Origin of the sequence: Arthrobacter sp. H5 (assembly GCF_000520595.1) — a bacterium.
Classification (GTDB): domain Bacteria; phylum Actinomycetota; class Actinomycetes; order Actinomycetales; family Micrococcaceae; genus Arthrobacter_D.
Genome location: NZ_KI914978.1, coordinates 232,059 through 252,678, shown reverse-complemented (window position 1 = coordinate 252,678; position 20,620 = coordinate 232,059). Strand labels below are relative to the sequence as shown.

19 protein-coding genes are annotated in these 20,620 nt (G+C 62.8%); 9 read left to right on the top strand and 10 right to left on the bottom strand.

Going from position 1 to position 20,620, the window contains the following annotated elements; all coding sequences use genetic code 11:
* The 5 genes from Y708_RS22480 to tkt all read right to left on the bottom strand — a co-directional run.
* On the bottom strand, positions 1 to 823 hold an 823-nt coding region (locus Y708_RS22480), incomplete at its 3' end, for a glucose-6-phosphate dehydrogenase assembly protein OpcA (RefSeq protein WP_035775029.1).
* Entirely contained in the window at positions 820 to 2,361 is a 1,542-nt protein-coding gene (zwf, locus tag Y708_RS0102970) for a glucose-6-phosphate dehydrogenase (protein WP_028278773.1), read from the bottom strand. The genes Y708_RS22480 and zwf, both read right to left, overlap by 4 nt.
* Entirely contained in the window at positions 2,361 to 3,995 is a 1,635-nt protein-coding gene (locus tag Y708_RS0102965; RefSeq protein WP_028278772.1) for a glucose-6-phosphate isomerase, read from the bottom strand. Before Y708_RS0102965 ends, zwf begins: the two co-directional genes overlap by 1 nt.
* Before the next feature lie 7 nt (positions 3,996 to 4,002).
* Positions 4,003 to 5,115 carry a transaldolase gene (gene tal, locus Y708_RS0102960; RefSeq protein ID WP_028278771.1) on the bottom strand — a complete coding sequence of 371 codons (1,113 nt, stop codon included), beginning with the start codon at positions 5,113 to 5,115 and terminating at the stop codon, positions 4,003 to 4,005.
* 69 nt (positions 5,116 to 5,184) lie between these two features.
* Positions 5,185 to 7,356, bottom strand: a complete 2,172-nt coding sequence (tkt, locus tag Y708_RS22475; RefSeq protein WP_081746447.1) for a transketolase — start codon at positions 7,354 to 7,356, stop codon at positions 5,185 to 5,187.
* 408 nt (positions 7,357 to 7,764) lie between these two features.
* Between tkt and Y708_RS0102950 the strand changes: the two genes are divergently transcribed.
* Both Y708_RS0102950 and Y708_RS0102945 read left to right on the top strand, forming a co-directional pair.
* Positions 7,765 to 8,691, top strand: a complete 927-nt coding sequence (locus Y708_RS0102950; protein ID WP_028278770.1) for a heme o synthase — start codon at positions 7,765 to 7,767, stop codon at positions 8,689 to 8,691.
* Between the two features lie 56 nt (positions 8,692 to 8,747).
* On the top strand, positions 8,748 to 9,653 hold the full coding sequence (locus Y708_RS0102945) for a dihydrodipicolinate synthase family protein (protein ID WP_028278769.1): 906 nt from the start codon (positions 8,748 to 8,750) through the stop codon (positions 9,651 to 9,653).
* A 20-nt stretch (positions 9,654 to 9,673) separates the two neighbouring features.
* On the opposite strand, the gene Y708_RS0102940 is transcribed toward Y708_RS0102945, so the two are convergent.
* The 4 genes from Y708_RS0102940 to Y708_RS0102925 are packed head-to-tail and all read right to left on the bottom strand — an operon-like array spanning position 9,674 to position 12,787.
* A complete protein-coding gene (locus Y708_RS0102940) occupies positions 9,674 to 10,159 on the bottom strand; it encodes a GrpB family protein (RefSeq protein ID WP_051478499.1) in 486 nt (161 codons plus the stop codon).
* Positions 10,156 to 11,097 (bottom strand): COX15/CtaA family protein, encoded by a 942-nt coding sequence (locus tag Y708_RS0102935; protein WP_028278767.1) that lies wholly within the window; start codon positions 11,095 to 11,097, stop codon positions 10,156 to 10,158. The genes Y708_RS0102940 and Y708_RS0102935 overlap by 4 nt, the downstream gene beginning before the upstream one ends.
* A 5-nt stretch (positions 11,098 to 11,102) precedes the next feature.
* On the bottom strand, positions 11,103 to 11,783 hold the full coding sequence (locus Y708_RS0102930; RefSeq protein WP_081746446.1) for an ABC transporter permease: 681 nt from the start codon (positions 11,781 to 11,783) through the stop codon (positions 11,103 to 11,105).
* 56 nt (positions 11,784 to 11,839) lie between these two features.
* Positions 11,840 to 12,787, bottom strand: coding sequence for an ABC transporter ATP-binding protein (locus tag Y708_RS0102925; protein WP_028278765.1), 948 nt, complete (start codon positions 12,785 to 12,787; stop codon positions 11,840 to 11,842).
* 195 nt (positions 12,788 to 12,982) lie between these two features.
* Between Y708_RS0102925 and Y708_RS22470 the strand changes: the two genes are divergently transcribed.
* The 6 genes from Y708_RS22470 to Y708_RS0102895 all read left to right on the top strand — a co-directional run bounded on the left by Y708_RS22470 (position 12,983) and on the right by Y708_RS0102895 (position 18,120).
* The gene (locus Y708_RS22470; protein WP_035775107.1) at positions 12,983 to 13,774 is read left to right on the top strand and encodes a helix-turn-helix transcriptional regulator; all 792 of its coding nucleotides are present in this window, start codon (positions 12,983 to 12,985) and stop codon (positions 13,772 to 13,774) included.
* Positions 13,771 to 15,246 (top strand): Fe-S cluster assembly protein SufB, encoded by a 1,476-nt coding sequence (sufB, locus tag Y708_RS0102915; protein WP_028278764.1) that lies wholly within the window; start codon positions 13,771 to 13,773, stop codon positions 15,244 to 15,246. Before Y708_RS22470 ends, sufB begins: the two co-directional genes overlap by 4 nt.
* 2 nt (positions 15,247 to 15,248) lie before the next feature.
* Positions 15,249 to 16,538, top strand: coding sequence for a Fe-S cluster assembly protein SufD (sufD, locus tag Y708_RS0102910; RefSeq protein ID WP_028278763.1), 1,290 nt, complete (start codon positions 15,249 to 15,251; stop codon positions 16,536 to 16,538).
* 14 nt (positions 16,539 to 16,552) lie between these two features.
* The gene (locus Y708_RS0102905; protein WP_028278762.1) at positions 16,553 to 16,912 is read left to right on the top strand and encodes a non-heme iron oxygenase ferredoxin subunit; all 360 of its coding nucleotides are present in this window, start codon (positions 16,553 to 16,555) and stop codon (positions 16,910 to 16,912) included.
* A 65-nt stretch (positions 16,913 to 16,977) separates the two neighbouring features.
* Positions 16,978 to 17,751 (top strand): Fe-S cluster assembly ATPase SufC, encoded by a 774-nt coding sequence (gene sufC, locus Y708_RS0102900; protein WP_028278761.1) that lies wholly within the window; start codon positions 16,978 to 16,980, stop codon positions 17,749 to 17,751.
* A 39-nt stretch (positions 17,752 to 17,790) separates the two neighbouring features.
* Positions 17,791 to 18,120 (top strand): metal-sulfur cluster assembly factor, encoded by a 330-nt coding sequence (locus tag Y708_RS0102895; protein WP_028278760.1) that lies wholly within the window; start codon positions 17,791 to 17,793, stop codon positions 18,118 to 18,120.
* A gap of 241 nt (positions 18,121 to 18,361) precedes the next feature.
* Here the strand turns inward: Y708_RS0102895 and Y708_RS22465 are convergent, their stop codons facing one another.
* Positions 18,362 to 18,874 (bottom strand): O-acetyl-ADP-ribose deacetylase, encoded by a 513-nt coding sequence (locus Y708_RS22465; protein ID WP_035775028.1) that lies wholly within the window; start codon positions 18,872 to 18,874, stop codon positions 18,362 to 18,364.
* Between the two features lie 226 nt (positions 18,875 to 19,100).
* Between Y708_RS22465 and Y708_RS0102885 the strand changes: the two genes are divergently transcribed.
* Positions 19,101 to 20,489, top strand: a complete 1,389-nt coding sequence (locus tag Y708_RS0102885; RefSeq protein WP_028278759.1) for an AMP-binding protein — start codon at positions 19,101 to 19,103, stop codon at positions 20,487 to 20,489.
* The last annotated feature ends 131 nt before the right edge of the window (positions 20,490 to 20,620 follow it).

Below are 20,620 nucleotides of genomic sequence, written 5' to 3'. Positions count from 1 at the left end.
GGCTGCGTCGGGGCAGGGAAATCCGCTGAACCGGTTGATCGGGCTGATATAGCTCTGCAACAGACCGGTGCGGGCGGTTGAGCTCAATGTCGCCGGACTTGCGTGCGAGGCGTACCCGGCGCAGCCCGGTCCCCGCGGGACCCGCGGCAATGGTCACCGGAGCATCCAATGCCAATGTCAGCCATGCCGCCAGCAACACGGTGCTGGGCGAGTCCACGGCTCCTTCCACTGTCACTGCGGTGATGGGGGAGGAGTCGATCTGGTCCACGACGGCGGCCAGCTGAATCCGCCAATTAGTCAGCCTGGTCCAGGCGAGGTCGGTGTCCCCTGCAACGTACGTACGGCGGATATTGAATAAGGCCGCGGTGGGGTCGGACTCATTGGCGGAGTCGGTGATCCGACGGTGTGCGATACTGCCGATCGAGGTCCTGGCCGCAGCCTCGGGAACTCCATGGGGCCACCAGGCCACAATCGGAGCATCCGGAAGCAGCAACGCAGAGACAAGGGATTCACTTTCCCCGGCAAGCTGACCGTACCCCTTGAGGACGATTACCTCGGAAGCGCCGGCGTCGCCGCCAACCCGGATCTGCGCGTCGAGACGTGTGTCATCTTCTTCCGAGCCCTCGGCAAGCACAATAATCCGGCACGGATGCTCCCTGCTCGCTTCATTCGCCGCGAGAATCGCCTCCTCCTCGTAACCCGACCGTGTGATGACCACCAGGGTCAGGACCCGGCTGAGGGCCACCACTCCGCCCTTGTCACGCAGGGTCATGATTTCCTTGGAAACCTTGGACGTGATGGTGTTAGGAAGATCTACGATCATGGCCGCCTCCAGGTTCTTCCATCGCGTTCAAGAAGTTCGTCCGCCGAAGAGGGCCCCCAACTGCCGGGAGTGTACTTCTCGGGTGTGGCATCCAGGCCAGCCCAGTACTCCTCGAAAGGATCCAGGATCTTCCAGGACAGCTCAACTTCCTGATGGCGTGGGAACAGCGGAGGTTCGCCCAGAAGAACGTCGAGAATCAGCCGCTCGTAGGCTTCCGGGCTGGACTCCGTGAAGGAGTGGCCGTACCCAAAGTCCATGGTGACGTCGCGGACCTCCATCTGGGTCCCGGGCACCTTGGAACCAAACCGGATAGTCGCACCCTCATCCGGCTGAACCCGGATGACGACGGCGTTCTGCCCGAAATCATCTTCGCCATGGTCCCGGAAGAGGAGGTTGGGCGCCCGCTTGAACACCACCGCGATTTCCGTCACCCTGCGGCCAAGACGTTTGCCCGCACGCAGGTAGAACGGTACGCCGCTCCAGCGGCGGGTATTGATATCCAGACGCACGGCAGCGTAGGTTTCGGTGGTGGAATTCTGCGGGATGCCCTCTTCATCCAGGAAACCATTGACCAATTCGCCGCCCTGCCACCCGCCGTCGTACTGGCCCCGCGCCGAATGGGTGGAGAGATCGTCCGGGAGCTTGACAGCCGCAAGGACCTTCTCCTTTTCGGCGCGCAGATCCTCCGCATTGAAGGAAATGGGTTCCTCCATGGCTGTGAGTGCCAAGAGCTGCAGCAGATGGTTCTGGATCACGTCACGGGCAGCGCCCACGCCATCGTAATATCCCGCGCGTCCGCCGATTCCAATGTCCTCAGCCATGGTGATTTGGACGTGGTCTACATAGTTGGCGTTCCACAGCGGCTCAAAGAGCTGGTTTGCAAACCGCAGGGCAAGGATGTTCTGCACGGTTTCCTTGCCCAGGTAATGGTCAATCCGAAACACTGCATCGGCGGGGAAAACCTGCTCGACAATATTGTTGAGCTCCCGGGCGGACTGCAGGTTGTGACCGAAGGGCTTCTCTATCACTACGCGGCGCCATTCACCGTTCTCCGGCTGGGCAAGGCCATGCTCGGAAAGTTTCTGGCAGACAAGTTCGAACGCCTTCGGCGGAATCGAAAGGTAGAACGCGTGGTTTCCCCTGGTGCCGCGGTTGTTGTCCAGCTCCTTGATGGTTTCCTGCAGGCTTTCGAATGCCTCATCCTCATCGAAGTTGCCCTGCACAAACCGGATTCCCGCTGACAGCTGCTCCCAGACAGTGTCATCGAAAGGCGTCCGTGCATATTCCCTAACGGAGGACTTGACCTCTTCCGCGAACTGTTCGTTAGTCCAGTCTCGGCGGCCGAACCCAACCAGGGCAAAGCTTGGCGGCAGCAGCCCCCGGTTCGCGAGATCGTAAACGGCAGGCATCAGTTTCTTGCGGGCCAGGTCACCCGTGACACCGAACAGAATCAACGATGACGGCCCGGCGATCCGGTTGAGCCGGCGGTCGCGCGGGTCGCGTAGCGGGTTGGATTTCCTGGCGTGCTTATCCGGCATTACCCGTTTCCGTCTTCAGCGGCCGGGACCAGGTGGTCGATAACTGCCCGCAGTTGCGCGAGCCCCGCGGACCGGTCGGTCAGGTGCAGCCTCAGGACGGGCCTGCCATGGCTTTCCAGCACCTGGGCGTCGCCGGCTGCCTGAGCGGTGATAAGTTCCCCAAAAGTGAACGGCCGGTCCGGGATGGCCAGATCCTCGGCAGGCGTGCCTGTGATCTGCAGATAGACACCCACCGCGGGGCCGCCCTTGTGGAACTGTCCGGTCGAGTGGAGGAACCTTGGCCCCCAGCCGAAGGTGACCGGCCGGCCGGTAATACCGGCAAGTGACGGACGGACATCCGCCAGGGGGGATTGCGCAATCCGGTCAAGGTAGGCGTGAACCGAAAGGTATCCGACGGAGCCCAACGAACCGAACAGATTCTCCATCGCGTCACCCACAGTGGAGGCGGTTCCGAGCAGCGCAGCCGAACCGCGCACCTCTATGGCGCCGTCCACAAACGCAGCGGGTTCTCTTTCCGGCTGAGCGTCAAGAAGACCGCGTGCGGCATTCTTTGCCGCTTCAACGTCCGGCTGGTCAAAGGGGTTGATGCCCAGCAGACGGCCCGCAACGGCGGTGGCGAACTCCCACACGAGCAACTGGCTGCCCAGGCTCCCGCTGACAGATACTGCGGCATCGTCCTGCGCTGCTTCGGCATCCGCCGACACCAGCTTTACCACGAGGACATCTGCCGCACCGGAGGTCAGCTCGGGCGCGCCCTGCTCGGCGACGACGGGCAGGACGCCGGTGTTCTGCTTGCCGGTGGACTCGGCGATCAGTTGCTCTGCCCAGTCCGCAAGTCCCAGAATGCCTGAACCTGCATCCACGAAGACAATCTTGTCCCGCAACGGATCGGTTCCGCCCAGCACTGCACCGAGCCGAAGCCCCACGTTGGCAGGGTCGTCGTCGGAAAGGAACTCGGCAATCTCCTCGGCATCATTCAGGAGGGCCTCGATATCGGCACCGGCCAGCCCAGAAGGCACAAGACCAAAAGCGGTCAGTGCGGAATACCTGCCACCCACCGTTGGATCAGCGTTGAAGACGGCACGGTAGCCCGAAGCACGGGCCGATTCATCGAGTGGCGAATCCGGGTCGGTGACAATGATGATCCTGCTGCGTGCGTCCAGTCCGGCGTCGGTAAAAGCCTGCTCAAAGACGCGGCGCTGTGAGTCGGTTTCAACAGTGGACCCGGACTTGGAGGACACCACGACGGCGGTTGCCTCAATCCGGTCCGCCATTGCTGCCCGCACCTGGTCCGGGTCGGTGGAGTCGAGTACTGTCAGCTCCACGCCGGCCGTTCGGGTGATGACCTCGGGCGCCAGTGAGGACCCTCCCATGCCGCACAGGACGATCCGGCTGACGCCTTCCGCCTCAAGCTCGGCACGCAGGTGCAGAATCCGGGGTATGAGTGCGCGGGATGCATCGAACAAATCCACCCAGCCCAGCCGGACTGCAGCCTCTTCCTCCGCACCGGTGCCCCACAGCGTGTGGTCCTTGGCCATCAACCGGGAGGCGGTCTTGTCCGCCACCAGTTGCCCGGTAAGCCGGTCAATAGCCGCCAGGGCGGGGCCGGATGCTTCGATTGTCATGGAACCCATAGCCGGCCTAGCCTTTCGCGGAGTCGAGAGCCGTGCGGACTGTGTCCAGAAGCTCATTCCAGCTGACCACGAACTTGTCCAGCCCCTCTTCCTCAAGCTGGTCGACAACCTCCTTGTAGGAGATGCCGATGGCTTCCAGGTTGTTCAGGAGCTGGTTTGACTCTTCGTAGCTGCTGGTGACCGTGTCACCGGTGATCTCGCCGTGGTCGGCGGTTGCTTCGAGTGTCTTTTCCGGCATCGTGTTCACCACGCCATCAGCCACCAGGCCGGTCACGTACATCGTGTCGGAGTAGGCGGGATCCTTGACACCTGTGGAGGCCCAGAGAGGACGCTGGGGGCGCGCTCCGGCACCGGCGAGGACCTGCCAGCGCTCGGAGCTGAAAGTCTCCTCGTAGACCTGGTAGGCAAGCCGCGCATTGGCCAGGCCGGCTTTGCCTTTCAGAGCTGTCGCCTCGTCGGTCCCGATGGCGTCGAGCCGCTTGTCGACTTCGGCGTCCACCCTTGAAACGAAGAAGGACGCCACGGAATGGATGGTGGCCAGGTCATGACCGTTTTCCTTGGCCCGTTCGATGCCCAACATGAACGCGTTGATGACCGCCCGGTAGCGTTCCAGCGAGAAGATCAGAGTGACATTTACGCTGATGCCTTCTGCGAGGGTGGCGGCGATCGCTTCCAGTCCTTCGACAGTTGCCGGGATCTTGATGTGCACGTTGCTGCGCTGCACCTTGCCGGAGAGCTTGATGGCCTCGGCGATGGTGCCCTCGGTGTCGCGGGCCAGACGGGGGTCAACTTCAATGGACACCCGCCCGTCGACGCCGCCGGTCTCCTCCGCGATAGGTGCAAAGACATCACAGGCCTGCGCAACGTCATCCGTGGTGATCTCAAATACAGCTGTGTCGATGTCCACGCCGGATCCGGCAAGCTGGTTGACCTGTGCAGAGTATGATTCACCGTTTTTGAGCGCTGCCGCGAAAATGCTGGGGTTGGTGGTGACGCCAACCACATTGCGGTCGCTGATCAGAGCCTTCAGCGTTCCGGTGGTGATTCTTTCGCGGGAAAGGTCGTCGAGCCAGATGGATACGCCGGCGCCGGACAGGGCGGCTGTTGGGGTGGGAGTCATAATGGTTCTCCTTGGAGCCGATTGGATGCTGATGGGATGGAAGGGATCTGGTTGTTCTCTACGAGGTGCTTACTGCTGGTCGCCGGTGGACGACGACGACACGCCGGCGGCAGCCGGAGTTCCATCCGGTGCGGCCTGGGTACGTGCAGCGGCCAGCGAATCGCGGGCAGCCTGCACCACGGCCTCTGTGGTGATTCCAAACTTCTTGAACAGGGTTTTGTAGTCGGCCGATGCACCGAAGTGTTCCAGGGAGACGGAGCGCCCGGCGTCGCCCACCAGTTCCCGCCAGCCCTGCGCGATGCCGGCTTCGACGGAGACGCGTGCGCGGATAGACGACGGGAGCACTGATTCGCGGTAGGCCTCGTCCTGGTTGTTGAACCATTCGAGGCAGGGGAGGGAGACGACGCGGGCCGCGATGCCTTCCTGCTTGAGCGATGCACGCGCTTCCACGGCCAACTGCACCTCAGAGCCGGTGGCGATCAGGATGACGTCAGGTGAACCGCCGGCGGCTTCAGCCAGCACGTACGCGCCCCTGGCCACTCCCTCTGCCGATCCAAACTCGTCATCGGATGCCGCACCCGGCCCACGCTCGTAGGTGGGGATGTTCTGGCGGGTCAGCACAATACCGGCCGGGTTGGAGGTGTTCTCCAGGATGGTCCGCCATGCAACGGCGACTTCATTGGCATCGCCGGGACGGACCACGTCGAGACCGGGGATGGCCCGAAGCGAAGCGAGTTGCTCGACCGGCTGATGGGTGGGGCCGTCTTCGCCGAGCCCGATCGAGTCATGGGTCCACACGTAGATCGCCGGAACGCCCATGAGCGCGCCAAGCCGGATGGCGGGCCGCTGGTAGTCGCTGAAGATCAGGAAGGTTCCCGAAAAAGCACGGGTGCTGCTGTGCATGACAATGCCGTTGACGATTGCGGCTGCGGCGTGTTCGCGGATGCCGAAGTGAAGAACGCGTCCATAGGGATTGCCGGACCAGGCATCGGTCTGCTTGCTCTCCGGCACAAACGAGGGGGAGCCTTCGATCGTGGTGTTGTTGGATTCCGCAAGATCCGCCGAGCCACCCCACAGTTCGGGAAGCACGGGGCCGATCGCACCGAGTACTTTGCCGGATGCCGCACGGGTTGACACGTCCTTCCCTGCTTCGAAGGCGGGAAGGCTTGCCTCCCAGCCGTCCGGCAGTTCCCTCGACGCAATGCGCTCAAGCAGGGCGGCGCCGTCGGGGTTCGCGCTCTCCCACGAACTGAACGATTCCTCCCAGTCGCGACGGAGCTCACGACCGCGGTCGCCTACCTTGCGGGCGTGGGCAAGAACCTCCGGATCAAGGTCGAAGCTCTTGTCCGGATCAAATCCGAGGACGGATTTGAGGGCAGCAACCTCATCCTTGCCCAGTGCCGATCCGTGGATTTTGCCGGTGTTCTGCTTGGTGGGTGCGGGCCATCCGATGATGGTCCGCAGGGAGACGATCGATGGCTTGGAGGTTTCCGCCTTGGCAGCGCTCAGGGCACGGTGGAGCTCTTCCACGTCTTCAACGTATTCCCCGGTCTTGGTCCAGTCGACACGCTGAACGTGCCAGCCGTAGGCCTCATAGCGGCCGAGCACGTTTTCCGTAAACGCAATGTCCGTGTCGTCCTCGATGGAAATATGGTTCTCGTCATAGAGCACCACCAGATTTCCCAGCTCCTGGTGGCCGGCAAGCGAGGACGCCTCGGAGCTGACGCCTTCCTGAAGATCTCCGTCGGAGGCAATGACCCAGATGGTGTGGTCGAACGGGCTCTCGCCCTGTGCCGCTCCCGCGTCCAGCATTCCGCGCATGCGGCGCTGTGCGTACGCGAATCCCACCGAGGATGCCAGTCCCTGCCCCAGGGGACCGGTGGTGATTTCGACGCCGGCAGTGTGGCGGTACTCCGGGTGGCCGGGTGTCTGCGAACCCCAGGTACGCAGCGCCTGCAGGTCTTCCAACTGGAGGCCGTAACCCGAAAGGAACAGTTGGATATACAGAGTCAGCGATGTGTGCCCGGGCGAGAGGACAAAACGGTCCCGGCCGGTCCACTGAGGATCTGACGGGTCGTGGCGGATCATCTTCTGGAAGAGCAAATAGGCGGCCGGCGCAAGACTCATCGCCGTCCCCGGGTGCCCGTTGCCCACCTTCTCCACTGCGTCCGCTGCGAGAACGCGGATCGCGTCCACCGCCCGGTTATCCAGTTCTGTCCAGTCCAGTTCCTGCTTTTCCAGCTGTGGCACGTTTCCGGGCCCCTCTCTGTACGTCACGGCCAGCGCCGCGGCGCCGAGTGGGGCTGCGCAGCGGGCGGCAATGCGCCCTGAGGCCAGCCGGCCGTTCACCGTTGAAATTCTGCATACTGCGAATATGTGCACCCAGAGGAGGCCAAGTCCCATGGACTTAACCCGTTTGTGATCCAGGCGATACTTCCAACCTTAGCGCTATGGGTCCCTGTTCGTGGGTGCCCGCACCTTTGTGACTGGTCACATTAAGCAATGATGCCGCGCCGCTCGTATGCGGCATTGATTCAGAGCCGATACTTCTACACGCTGTAAAAACGTCAGGCGGGGCGGGTATGATGGTGATGGACTTTGACCCCACCCAGAAGCGGAAGTGCCACCCAAGTGAGAATCGAGCAGGCCATGGCCGTGCCCGGCGTACAACCGGTCAAGAGCGGCGCCGGACGTAAACTCAGGGCGTACGTGGCGTTGACTAAACCCCGCGTCATCGAGCTCCTGCTGGTCACAACCCTGCCTACCATGATTTTTGCCCAGGGCGGCTTTCCGCCCATCGGCCTGGTACTGGCCACCCTCGTTGGCGGGGCGTTTGCCGCAGGCAGCGCTGGCGCCTTCAACTGTTACATCGACCGTGACATCGACAAGGTCATGCACCGAACGGAAAACCGTCCGTTGGTAACCGGCGAGGTTTCACCGAGGGAGGCTCTCGTTTTCTCCTGGCTGCTGGGAGTCGCGGCCATCGCCATTCTCTGGTTCGGAGCAAATCCCCTCGCCGCTGCGTTGGGTGCGGCGGCCATCTTCCTGTATGTGGTGGTGTACACCCTCATCCTGAAGCGCCGCACGGCGCAGAATATAGTCTGGGGCGGAGCGGCGGGATGCATGCCCGTGCTGATCGCGTGGGCCGCAGTGACCAACACCATTGAATGGCCCGCCGTGGTGCTGTTTCTGGTGATCTTCCTCTGGACCCCACCGCATTACTGGCCGTTGTCCATGAAGTACAGCGATGACTACAACGCAGCCAAGGTGCCGATGCTCGGTGCCGTTCAGGGCGCTAACGTGGTTTCTGTGCAGGTGGTTCTCTATGCATGGGCCACAGTGATCTGCTCACTGCTCCTCGTGCCGGTCGGTGGTGCGGGGTGGCTCTACGCCATTGCCGGCGCAGTGAGCGGGGCGTGGTTCATCGCCGAGGCGCACAAACTGCACTCGAGCGCCCGCCGGGGAACTGTTACCGGCAAGGGAGCCATGAAGGTCTTCCACGGTTCCATCAGTTATCTCACGGTACTGTTCATTGCGCTGGCTATCGATCCGTTTGTGGGCGGCACGCTTTTTTAACGCGGGCTACCCGGGTTCGGCGACTGGCGCCGGCCACCTGGAGCTAGCATGGACCCATGGTGTTCAACGGTCTTATCGCATATCCGGTCACGCCCTTCCTCGAGAGTGGTGATATCAACTTTCCCGAACTCGGCGCCCTCATCTCGGGACTTGCGCGATCGGGTGTGGATGCGATCACTGTGCTTGGATCCTCGGGCAGTTTCGCCTACCTCAGTCCTCAAGAACGATCCAGCGTGGTCAGCACTGCTGTTGAATCGGCCGCCGGGACCGGCACTCCTGTGATCGTGGGCATCAGCTCGGTGGGGACTCGTGAAGTGCTGACAGCCGCGCGGGGCGCGGAGGACGCCGGCGCGGACGGCGTGGTCCTCTCTCCGGTTTCCTATGTGCCGCTGAACGATGATGAAGTTGCGGCCCAGACCGCCGCAGTGTGTGACGTCACTTCACTTCCAATCTGCCTCTACAACAATCCGGGGACCACCCAGTTTTCCTACGGCCTCGAGTTGGTTGCCGAGCTGCTTGAGCTCTCGAATGTGCAGGCCTTCAAGGACACCGCGGAGGATGTGGAGTCCTTCAACGCCCGCTTCAACAGGCTGCAGGATTTGACCAGTCAGCCGTTCAGCCACGGTCTGAGCGGCGACCTGTTGATTGCAACGGGAGAGATCTCCGCCGACGCCTGGCACACAGGGGCCGCGGCATTGCTTCCGTCGGCCTATGTGGCGTACCGCGGTGCAGTGGTTTCCGGAGATTCGGTCCGTGTCGATGAGGCCCGCAGGCGGCTCCTTCCCGTGGTGCAGGCAGTGATGCGGCTCCGGAAATTGAGTGGGCTGCACTCCCTGGCGAAGGCCTGTGGGATAGATGCCGGAGACCCGCGGCGTCCTGTGCTTCCCGTACCCGGGAGTGAGCAGCGCGAACTGGCGCGGTTGGTTGATGTGCTTGAGGAGCTGGAGCAGGCTGCGCGGTAGGTGGTGGGCGCAGGCCCGGGTCAACGGGACGCGACCACGCTTTCCACAAAGCTCACCTTTGCGGCTGTATATTCGCCGATGTTTAAGCCCTGTGCCTCAAGGGTCTTTTTCAGTTCGAGGTACTTACTGGTCACTTCCGGCCGTGAGCGGAGCACATCCCGGAACGCAACGCGTTTCCGCCATTCTTCGCCACCCGCAACAACCAAATGTAGGATCAATCGGCGGTTCGACACGGATGGGGCGCAGAGCCAGGCATGGTGGGCGCGGCTACCCTCCAAGACGTAGCTTTGGGCCAGAGTTCGCAGCGCCGTGTCAAAGTCTCCGACCGCTACGCCTATCAGCACGTCCACGATATTCTTCGACGGCAGGCCGGGAACTGAAGTGCTGCCGATATGCTCGATAACAGCGGCAGGAAGACAATGCTTCAGGTCAGTTTTGGCAGCCGCAAACCTCCGAGGCCATTCTTCCCGTGGAAGGCACAGCTGTACGCAGTCGGGCCCATTCATTCCGCGGTGGACACAGGCTGCCTTGTGCGCCCCACGTAGACGGCGTGCGCCGTTGCTGCGGTGAGCAGTGACGCCCCCAGCATGTGGAGCGCCACGAGAGCGATGGGCAGGTGGAGGAAGTGCTGCAGGTAGCCCACGGCTCCCTGCGCCAGCACGACGGCGGCAAGCAACACGAGCGCCCGGCGCACCCGCGGTGCCACGCCGGAGCGGTAGGCCACGAAGAGAGCCACCGCAAGGGTGATGACCAGCAGGTATACCGGCGCAGCGTGGATACGGGTCATGAGGTCCGGGTCGAGGTTGTTCCGGGATGCTCCGGCATCACCTGCGTGTGGACCGGAGCCGGTGACGATGACACCAAGGAACACTGTCACGGTGACCAGCACTGCCGTCACGGAGAGGAGTTGTCGGAGCAGCCGGGGCGCCGCCGGTGGCTGGCGGACCGAAGCTTGTTCCGAGGAGAGCCACGCGCGGTTGACGAGAATCGTTGCGAGGACCACCAGCACCATAGACACGATGAAGTGCCCTCCCACAACCCAGGGGTTGAGATTGCTCAGGACTGTGATCCCGCCCCAGACTGCCTGGGTGGGGATTCCCGCGAGCAGCGCGACGGCCAGCCGAAAGAGGTCCCGGCGCTCCCTGCGGAGGTTCCACAGGGACACGAGCATCGCCACGGCAATGGCCGTCAGCACAAAGGTCAGCAGGCGGTTGCCGAACTCGATGACCCCATGGATTCCCATCTCAGGGGTGTTGATGATCGAACCCGCGGTGCAGTTGGGCCATTCCGGGCAGCCCAATCCCGATGCCGTCAGCCGGACCGCACCACCGGTGACCACGATCAGGATCTGCGAGGCCAGTGACGCAACCGCAAGCCTCCGCACAACGGGTGTGGTGCTGCGCGGAAGCCTGTCGACGAGTTGTGCGGGGCCGGATTGTGTCATGTGCTTCAGCTCCATTTGAACCAGCGGATGGCGGCAAGACTGGCAACCGCCGCCCACGCCGTGAGAAGTAGGAGGGCGGGTAGATTGATTGATCCCTGAACCAGGGCGTCCCGGAGTCCTTCCCCCAGGGCGGCCGAGGGGAGAACTTTGATAAACGGCTGAACTGCGGCTGGCAGGATGTCCGCGGGCAGGACAACGCCCCCACCCACCGCCAGGAGAATCCATAGGAGGTTGGTGACGGCAAGCGTGGCTTCCGGCCGCAGGGTGCCGGCCACGAGCAGTCCCAGCGCGGTAAACGCTGCCGCACCAGGTATCAGCAACACCAGTGCCGGCAGTAGTCCGCTCGGGTCGGGGCGCCAACCCAGCACCAAAGCAGCGGTCCCGATAACGGCCAACTGCACAGCCAGCACGAGTCCAACTCCAAGGACTTTGCCGAAGATCAGCCCCGCCCGGCCAAGCGGTGTTGTGGATAGAAAACGGAGTACGCCGTACCGGCGGTCGAAGCCGGTGGAGATGCCCTGGCCGGTAAACGCCGTGGACATCGCGCACAGTGCCACGACGCCGGGCACGGCTACGTCGATGCGGCTGCCGCCGAACCCGTCAAGGACTGGCGTAACAACGAGTCCAAAGAGAACCAAGAGAGGCAAGGCGATGGCAAGCACCAGCTGCTCGCCATTACGAAGCATGGTGGCGGCCTCGTACCCACCCTGTCGAAGAACCCGGGTTCCGAGCGATGCTGCACTCACCGTGCATTCCTTCCCGAAATATCAAGGAAGACATCTTCCAGGGACCGCGATGTCATGGTGATCGAGGTCGGAAGGATTTCGCAGTCAGCCCACCACCGCGCCAGCACCGCCAGATCGTTCGGCGTGAGGTTTCCGGAGATGGAATACCTGCCCGGCTTCAGTTCGACGGCGAGGAGGTGCCCAAAAAGTGTTTCGGGCAGCACCAGCTGCTGTGGTGCCTCGAAGCGGATCTCGCGGAATCCGCCGTCGTCGTGCGCGGTTAATTCAGCAACCGTCCCCTGGGCGACCGTGTGCCCGGCTTCCATGATGTAGACGTAATCGGCCAGCTTCTGGGCGTCATCGAGGAGGTGGGTGGTCAGGATAATGGCCAGCCCTTCCTCCCGTAGTTCGCCGATCAGGTCGAAGACAATGGATCGTGACTGCGGGTCCAGCCCTGCGCTTGGTTCGTCGAGGAACACCACCTCGGGATTGCCTACGAGGGCGCAGGCAAGCGCGAGTCTCTGCTTCTGGCCTCCGGATAACCGTCGTATACCGGTCGATGCGAACGCGTCGATACCCAGCCGTGTGACCAAACCGTCCAGATCGCGCGGATTGCCGTACATGCCCGCTACATGCCGCAGGAGCGGAAGGGGGCGGGACGACGGCGGCAGCCCGCCTTCCTGGAGCATGACACCCACGCGGCTGCGCAGGTGGGCACCCGCGTGCCAGGGATCTTCACCGAGGAGGCGGATGACCCCGCCGTCGGGTCGCTGCAGACCCTGCGCGCACTCCAACGTGGTGGTTTTCCCTGCTCCGTTAGCGCCCAGCAGTGCCGTAACGGATCCTTTCCGGGCAGAAATATCCACCCCGTTCAGCACGCGGATTTTCCTCCCGTCGAGTGACGAGACCGGACCGAAGTCCTTAACGAGCCCGCTGATTTCGAGCGCGGCAGAGGAAGATGACACCGCATTATTCTACGACATGTAGTAGCTGGGCTACCGCGGGCGTGGGAAGCCTCGCCTTACTGGAAGCGCCGCCGCAAATGGAATAGATTAGGACATGCTTCTGTTGTGTATTAGCAGTTCACCGAAAGCCTGATGCCGCATTCTGAAGGAGGGCCCGCGATGTCAAACCCCGCCGTGCCCCGGGCAGAAAAATCAATGTCAGCCACCGAAATTCCCGTCGCTGACATTCACAGTGACACCGAGGAACGCACCAAGGACAAGGTCCTGGCGGCCGTTCTGGAACACGGACCCGTCAGTGCCGCGGAACTGGGGTATCGCCTCGGATTCACTCCGGCCGCCGTCCGCCGCCACCTTGACGCACTCTCACGGGATGGCTTGATCCAGGTCAAGCTGATCAGCAACCCAAATTCGGGAGCAGGCCGCCCGGCGCGCCGCTATGTACTCAGTCAGCGGGGCCAGACGAAACTGGGGAACGACTACCTGCACATTGCCAAAGCAGCGCTCGCGCAACTCAAGCGGACCGCCGGTCCTGACGCCGTCGAGCAGTTTGCACGCACCCGCTTCGCGGATATGGAAGCGCGCTACCGTCCGCTCGTTGACTCGGCCGGGCCGCTGCCCGAAGACAAGGCGACCGCCCTGGCGGAGGCGTTAACCGCAGACGGTTTTGTGGGATCCACCACTGTTGTGGGACGCGACGCTCCGCAGGCTGCGATGCTGGCTGTGCAGTTGTGTCAGGGCCATTGCCCCATTCAGGAACTTGCGGCCGAATTCCCTGATTTTTGCGATCAGGAGACCGAAGTATTCTCCCGTTTGCTGGGGGTCGACGTGCGACGGCTCTCCACCCTGGCGGGCGGAGGCCATGTATGCACCACCCATATTCCGGTGGGCAGGACAAGGAAAGCAGTTGTGGAGACTGAGAATGTAGCCGGACCACACCCGGCCAGCAACCAAACCGTATCCATCCATCAGCAAGGAAGGCCGAGATGACGGATCAGACAGACCAGAAGGCAATGGCTCCCGCAGCCGTTCCCGACTCAACGATCAGCGATATTCTGGAGCGGAATCCAGAGCTTGAGGGCATCGGCAACTATGCGTTCGGCTGGTCGGACAAGAACGACGTCAGCGCCAACGCGCGCCGTGGCCTGAGCGAGGATGTGGTCAGGGACATCTCCGCAAAGAAGAACGAACCCGAGTGGATGCTCGACCTGCGGCTCAAAGGCCTGAAGTACTTTGACCGCAAGCCCATGCCTACCTGGGGCGCCGACCTCTCCGGCATCGACTTCGACAACATCAAGTATTTTGTCCGGTCCACCGAGAAGCAGGCCGGCAGCTGGGAGGACCTCCCCGATGACATCAAGAACACCTACGAGAAGCTGGGTATCCCCGAGGCAGAGCGCAACCGCCTGGTCTCCGGCGTGGCTGCCCAATACGAGTCGGAAGTGGTCTACCACCAGATCAACGAGGAACTTGAGCGCCAGGGTGTCATCTTCATGGACACGGACACCGCGCTGAAGGAGCACCCCGAGTTCTTCGAAGAATACTTTGGCTCCATCATTCCGGTGGGTGACAACAAGTTCGCATCCCTGAACACGGCTGTCTGGTCGGGCGGGTCGTTTGTCTACGTTCCGCCGGGTGTGCACGTGGAGATCCCGCTGCAGGCCTACTTCCGGATCAACACCGAGAACATGGGTCAGTTTGAGCGGACCCTGATCATCGCTGACGAAGGCTCCTACGTGCACTACATCGAGGGCTGCACTGCCCCGATCTACACGTCGGACTCCCTGCACTCGGCCGTCGTCGAAATCGTGGTCAAGAAGAACGCCCGCGTTCGCTACACCACCATCCAAAACTGGTCCAACAACGTGTACAACCTCGTGACCAAGCGCGCCATTGCCCATGAGGGCGCCACCATGGAGTGGATCGACGGAAACATCGGCTCGAAGGTGACCATGAAGTACCCGGCCGTGTACCTGGTCGGAGAGCACGCCAAGGGCGAGACCCTGTCCATCGCGTTTGCCGGCGAGGGTCAGCACCAGGACACGGGCTCCAAGATGGTGCACATCGCGCCCAACACCAAGTCGTCGATCATTTCCAAGTCGGTGGCACGGGGTGGGGGCCGGGCGGCTTACCGCGGTCTGGTTCAGGTCCGTGAAGGTGCAACGCACTCAGCAAACACCGTTCGATGTGACGCGCTCCTGGTCGACACCATCTCCCGCTCGGACACCTACCCTTATGTGGACATCCGGGAGGATGACGTGACCATGGGCCACGAAGCCACCGTGTCACGGGTCAGCGAGGAGCAGTTGTTTTACCTGATGTCCCGCGGAATGCCCGAGGACGAAGCCATGGCCATGATCGTGCGCGGGTTCATCGAGCCCATTGCCCGGGAACTCCCCATGGAATATGCGCTCGAACTGAACCGGCTGATCGAACTCCAGATGGAAGGGGCAGTGGGCTGATAATGGCTGAAACCACCCAGATAGACACCAGCGAAAAGGCCCGGATCGGCGCACCAGCCGATCAGGAGAAGGTCGCGATCGACGGCTTTACCGAAGAGGGCGAGAACCTGTCTCCCTTCAATGCGGGAAGCGAACAGCACGGACTGAAGAAGCACAGTCACGGCGACGCCCCGGTGATTCCTGAGGCTTCCCGTGGCGAACGGCTGAAGTCCTACAAACTTGCCGACTTCGCACCGCTGACGGGACGCGAAGAGGACTGGCGCTTCACCCCGCTCAAGCGACTGCGTGGCCTGCATGACCAACCACTGACCGGAACCGGACCTGAGGTGCGGGTTTCCGGTGCATCGAACATTCGGGTTGAGACAGTGGACCGCACGGATGCACGCGTGGGCACCGCCTCGATTCCTGAGGACCGCGTCGCTGCGGCGGCGTGGGAGGCATTCACTGAGGCAACCGTTGTCACCATCCCCGCGGAAACCGAAGCGGACTGCGAGGTCACCATTGCCATCACAGGCACGGATGAAACGCCGGCCGCGCAGCACCTGATCATCCACGCGGAGAAGTTCTCCAAGGCGGTCGTTGTCCTTGACCACCAGGGGAAAACCACTCTCGCGCAGAATGTCGAAATGATCATCGACGACGGCGCCCAACTGACGGTTGTCAGCGTCCAGGAATGGGACGACGACGCCGTCCATGCCTCCTCCCAGCAGGCCAGGATCGGGCGCGACGCCCGCTTCAAGCACGTGGTGGTCAGCCTGGGCGGGGACCTGGTGAGGCTCACGCCGTCCTCGCGCTTTACCGCCCCGGGCTCCGAGGTGGAGATGTACGGTCTGTACTTCGCGGACGCCGGCCAGCACCTTGAACAGAGGCTGTTGGTGGACCACGCAGTCCCAAACTGCAAGTCCCGCGTGACCTACAAGGGCGCGTTGCAGGGCCAGGACGCACACACCGTATGGGTTGGTGACGTGTTGATCCGCAAGGAAGCCGAGGGTACCGACACCTACGAGACCAACCGCAACCTGCTCCTCACGGATGGCACACGGTCAGACTCAGTGCCCAACCTCGAAATCGAGACCGGCCTGATCGAAGGGGCCGGCCATGCAAGCGCCACCGGCCGCTTCGATGACGAGCACCTCTTCTACCTCATGGCCCGCGGAATCGACGAGAAAACCGCCCGCCGGCTTGTTGTACGCGGATTCCTCAACGAGGTCATCCAGCAGATCAAGGTTCCGGTGCTGGAAGAGCGCCTCACCGAAGCAGTGGAGCGCGAGCTTGCGGCGGGGAACCTCTGATGGCTGAGGCACCACTGTCAGAGTCGCCACGAGGCGAGCTGGTCTGCAATGTCAACGACATCGAGGTAAAACAGGCCCTGCGCATCCTGATTGACGACTACCCGGTGGCCGTGGTGAAGGACTCTGATGGCGGCATCCACGCCATCGGCGACACCTGCTCGCACGCGGATATTTCCCTTGCCGAAGGCGATGTGGAGGGCTGCAAAATCGAATGCTGGGGCCACGGCTCCCAATTCGATCTGCGCAGCGGGCAGCCCATCCAACTGCCGGCCTACGACCCGGTTCCGGTGTTCGCACTGGAGATCCACGGCGACGAGGTCTACGTGGACGTTACCAACGTCACGAACGGCGCGCCCGTCCCCGATCTCGGCTAAAGCACAAAGACTTTCGAATATCGAAGACGACCCTGCTCCGCGCAGGATGTGAAGGAGAACAACAGATGTCCACCCTTGAAATCAAGGATCTTTTCGTCAGTATCGAGACGGACCAGGGAACCAAGCAGATCCTCAAAGGCGTCAGCCTGACCATCAACACCGGCGAGACCCACGCCATCATGGGGCCAAACGGCTCAGGCAAGTCCACTCTGGCGTCCACCATTGCCGGGCATCCCCGCTACACGGTGGACAGCGGCTCGATCACGCTCGACGGCGAGGACGTGCTGGCCATGAGCGTTGACCGGCGGGCGCGCGCCGGACTCTTCCTGGCCATGCAGTACCCGGTGGAGGTTCCCGGCGTCACCATGACCAACTTCCTGCGGACCGCCAAGACGGCTCTGGACGGCACGGCACCGAGCCTGCGCCACTGGACCAAGGACGTCAAGGAAGCCATGACCCAGCTGCGCATTGATGCCGACTTCGCACAGCGCAATGTCAATGAAGGTTTCTCCGGCGGCGAAAAGAAGCGGGTGGAAATTCTCCAGCTGGAACTCTTCAAGCCACGGTTCGCAATTCTCGATGAAACCGATTCCGGTTTGGACGTCGACGCGCTGAAGGTTGTTGCCGAAGGCGTCAACCGTGAGCACTCCAAGGGGAATATGGGCACTATGCTCATCACCCACTACACCCGGATCCTCCGCTACATCAAGCCGGACTTCGTCCACGTCTTCATTGACGGCCGCATTGCCGAAGAGGGTGGCTCGGAGTTGGCCGACCGCCTTGAGGATGAGGGCTACGACAGGTTCGCGGTCCAGGACCAGACCACCGCCGGAGCGTAGAATTGTCTGTGGAACACTTCTTTCGGAAGGTAAGCAATCATGAGTGAAGTCAATACGGCCCAGACTGCGCTGGATGACGTCGAGGAAGCGCTCAAGGACGTCATCGATCCGGAACTCGGGGTCAATATTGTGGACCTGGGCCTGCTGTACGGCCTGAAATACGCCGATGACGGCGCGTTGCTGATCGACATGACCCTGACCACTGCTGCGTGCCCGCTGACGGATGTCATCGAGGAGCAGGTTGGACTGTCACTGGACGGTGTCGTTGACGATTGGCGTCTGAACTGGGTATGGATGCCGCCGTGGGGACCCGAGAAAATCACCGACGACGGCCGTGACCAGATGCGCGCGCTCGGTTTCAACATTTAGCACTGCTGCCATCTAGCACTGGGTCGTTCGGTGCTGGGTCGTTCGGTGTTGCGTCAAAGGACGGCATCTCATTTTGGGGTGCCGTCCTTTTTAGTGCCCTGCGCCTGGTATGACAGGAACCGGTTGCCGCGCCCCAACCCGGCTACCGCTTCCAAATACGGTTGGCGCGCCCGAAATATCTGGTGCGTTGACGTATACGTGATGCGGGAGCCTGTTGCGGGTGCGCCCGGTTGCGCCGCCGTTACCCTGCCTGTTCCCGTAACACGCCGCGGAAGACCTTCGCGAGCCGCGCTGAGAACAGAACAAAGGTGATTTCCCGGATGTCGCCGTCGTGCGCTGCCGCCTCCCGGAGCCCAAGCTGGGCCACGGTCTCAGGGTCCCAGCCGTAGATCCCGGCGCTGACGGCGGGAAACGCGATGGACCGGGCGCCAACTTGTTCGGCAACCTCAAGGCTGCGGCGAAAGCACGACGCCAACAGTGCGGGATCGGTCTGGCCGGCATGCCGGTTGGGGCCCACTGTGTGCACGATCCACTTCGCCGGTAAGCGAAATGCGGGGGTCGCCACGGCATCACCCACGTGAAGCCCATCGGGAAACCGGTCCACACTCATTCCGCGGCAGGCTTCCAGCAGTTCCGGCCCGGCGGCAGCATGAATGGCGCCGTCCACGCCACCGCCTCCCAGCAGAGAGGAGTTTGCGGCATTGACGACGGCATCCACCTTCTGGCGGGTGATGTCGCCTTCGATGATGCGCACATCCGCAGGCCCCCGACGACATGATGGGTTCACCCGGACCACTGGGAATCGGACCGCGGCCTCGTGGACGAGTGCGTGCTGCTGCACGTCGTTGGCTCCACAAACGGTGCAGGCAACTGCATGGAGAACAGCGTAACGCCGCCGCGGGAAACTTTACAGGGCTGGGTTCCACCACGGGCTGGACAGTACATTGAACGTACCGCCGGAAGAGAGGACAGTGCCGGTCATGCCGTTTATCAACCGTCTCCTGCGCTGGGCGGAGGAAGATCCCGGACGCGCCGCCGTCGTCGTTGATGGCCGGATACTGACGTATGCGGAACTGGCGCGCCGCGCAGCGCTCGTCCCGCTGCCGGCCGAGGGCACAATGACGGCCATCGACGCTGCCGACCCGCTCCACTTCGCTGTTGCGCTGACAGCGGTGGTGGGCCGTGGACGGTGTGCCGCCGTATTGGACCCGCAGTGGTCCCCGGAGGTCAGGAGCCGCGTGGTGGAGCGGCTGCGTCCGGACTCGCTCATCACGTCGGTGGAAGCTGGCCCCGTGCCGGCCGGCCTGTCCGACGGACCCGATGAATCGTTATTTTACTGCGGTTTCACGTCCGGCACCACCGGAGCGCCCAAGGCGTTTCTTCGCTCGGTTGGATCATGGCGCCTGTCCTTGGAGAGAAGCGTCCCCTTCTTCGGGTTGGCGTCCGGTGCGCGGGTTTTTGCCCCGGGACGCCTGTCCGCGAGCCTCACGCTGTACGCGCTGATTGAGTCGATCTTCGCCGGTGCGTCCTTCCACGCGATTCCGGCGGAGACACGGCTTGCGCTGGGACCGGCGATACGGGAGGTGCTTCGGCGCGAACGTATCCAGCACCTTGTCGCGGTGCCCTCCGTACTCAGGCTCGGGCTGGAGCCGAACCGTGAACCGCTCGCTGATCTCGCGTGTGTGGTTTCCGGGGGAGCGAAGCTAGCCGTCGCGGACGAAGCCATCATCCGAAGAGCCGCCCCCGGCGCACGGGTCTTTGAGTACTATGGCGCTTCGGAACTGAGTTTTGTCGCGGCACGGGAGCTTGGCGGGACGCCTACGGAGGCGGTTGGCGCACCGTTTCCCGGGGTGCGGATCCGCATTGCACCCGAGGGGACCGGCACACATGGCACGGTATGGGTGAACACGGATACTGCCGCTGAGGGCTACGCCTTCGGAGACGACGGCTCGGCATTCCGGCGGGAGGACGGGTGGGTCACGGTGGGCGACCAGGGCTGGATTGACGACGACGGCGCCCTCCACATCACCGGCCGACAGGCGGACATGATTGTCACCTCCGGCACCAACGTTTACCCGTCCGAGGTGGAACAGGCACTGGCCGGGGCGGGCCTGCCGCACAGCGTTGTCCTGGGAGTCCCGGACCCGCGCCGCGGCCAATCGGTGGCAGTGGTCCTCCAGCATGTACCCGCGGAGGTGGATGCCGGTCTGCTGCGGGGCCGGCTGGCGCAGCGGCTTCCCCGGCAGCGGATGCCGCATCGATACTTCCGTTGCGAATCGATTCCGCTCTCCGCCGGAGGTAAACCCGACAGGGCGGCACTGCTGCGCTGGATTCAGGATAAGGACGGCCGGCTTGAACCACTTCGCTGACCTCGATCAGGAATCCAGACGCGCCGTCGTCGTGCAGGTCAAACGGTCTCCCTTCGGCCGCGTCAATGGCATCTTCCGAACGGTGGAAGCGCATGATCTGCTTGCGCCCGTGCTGCGGGCGGCTGCCGACG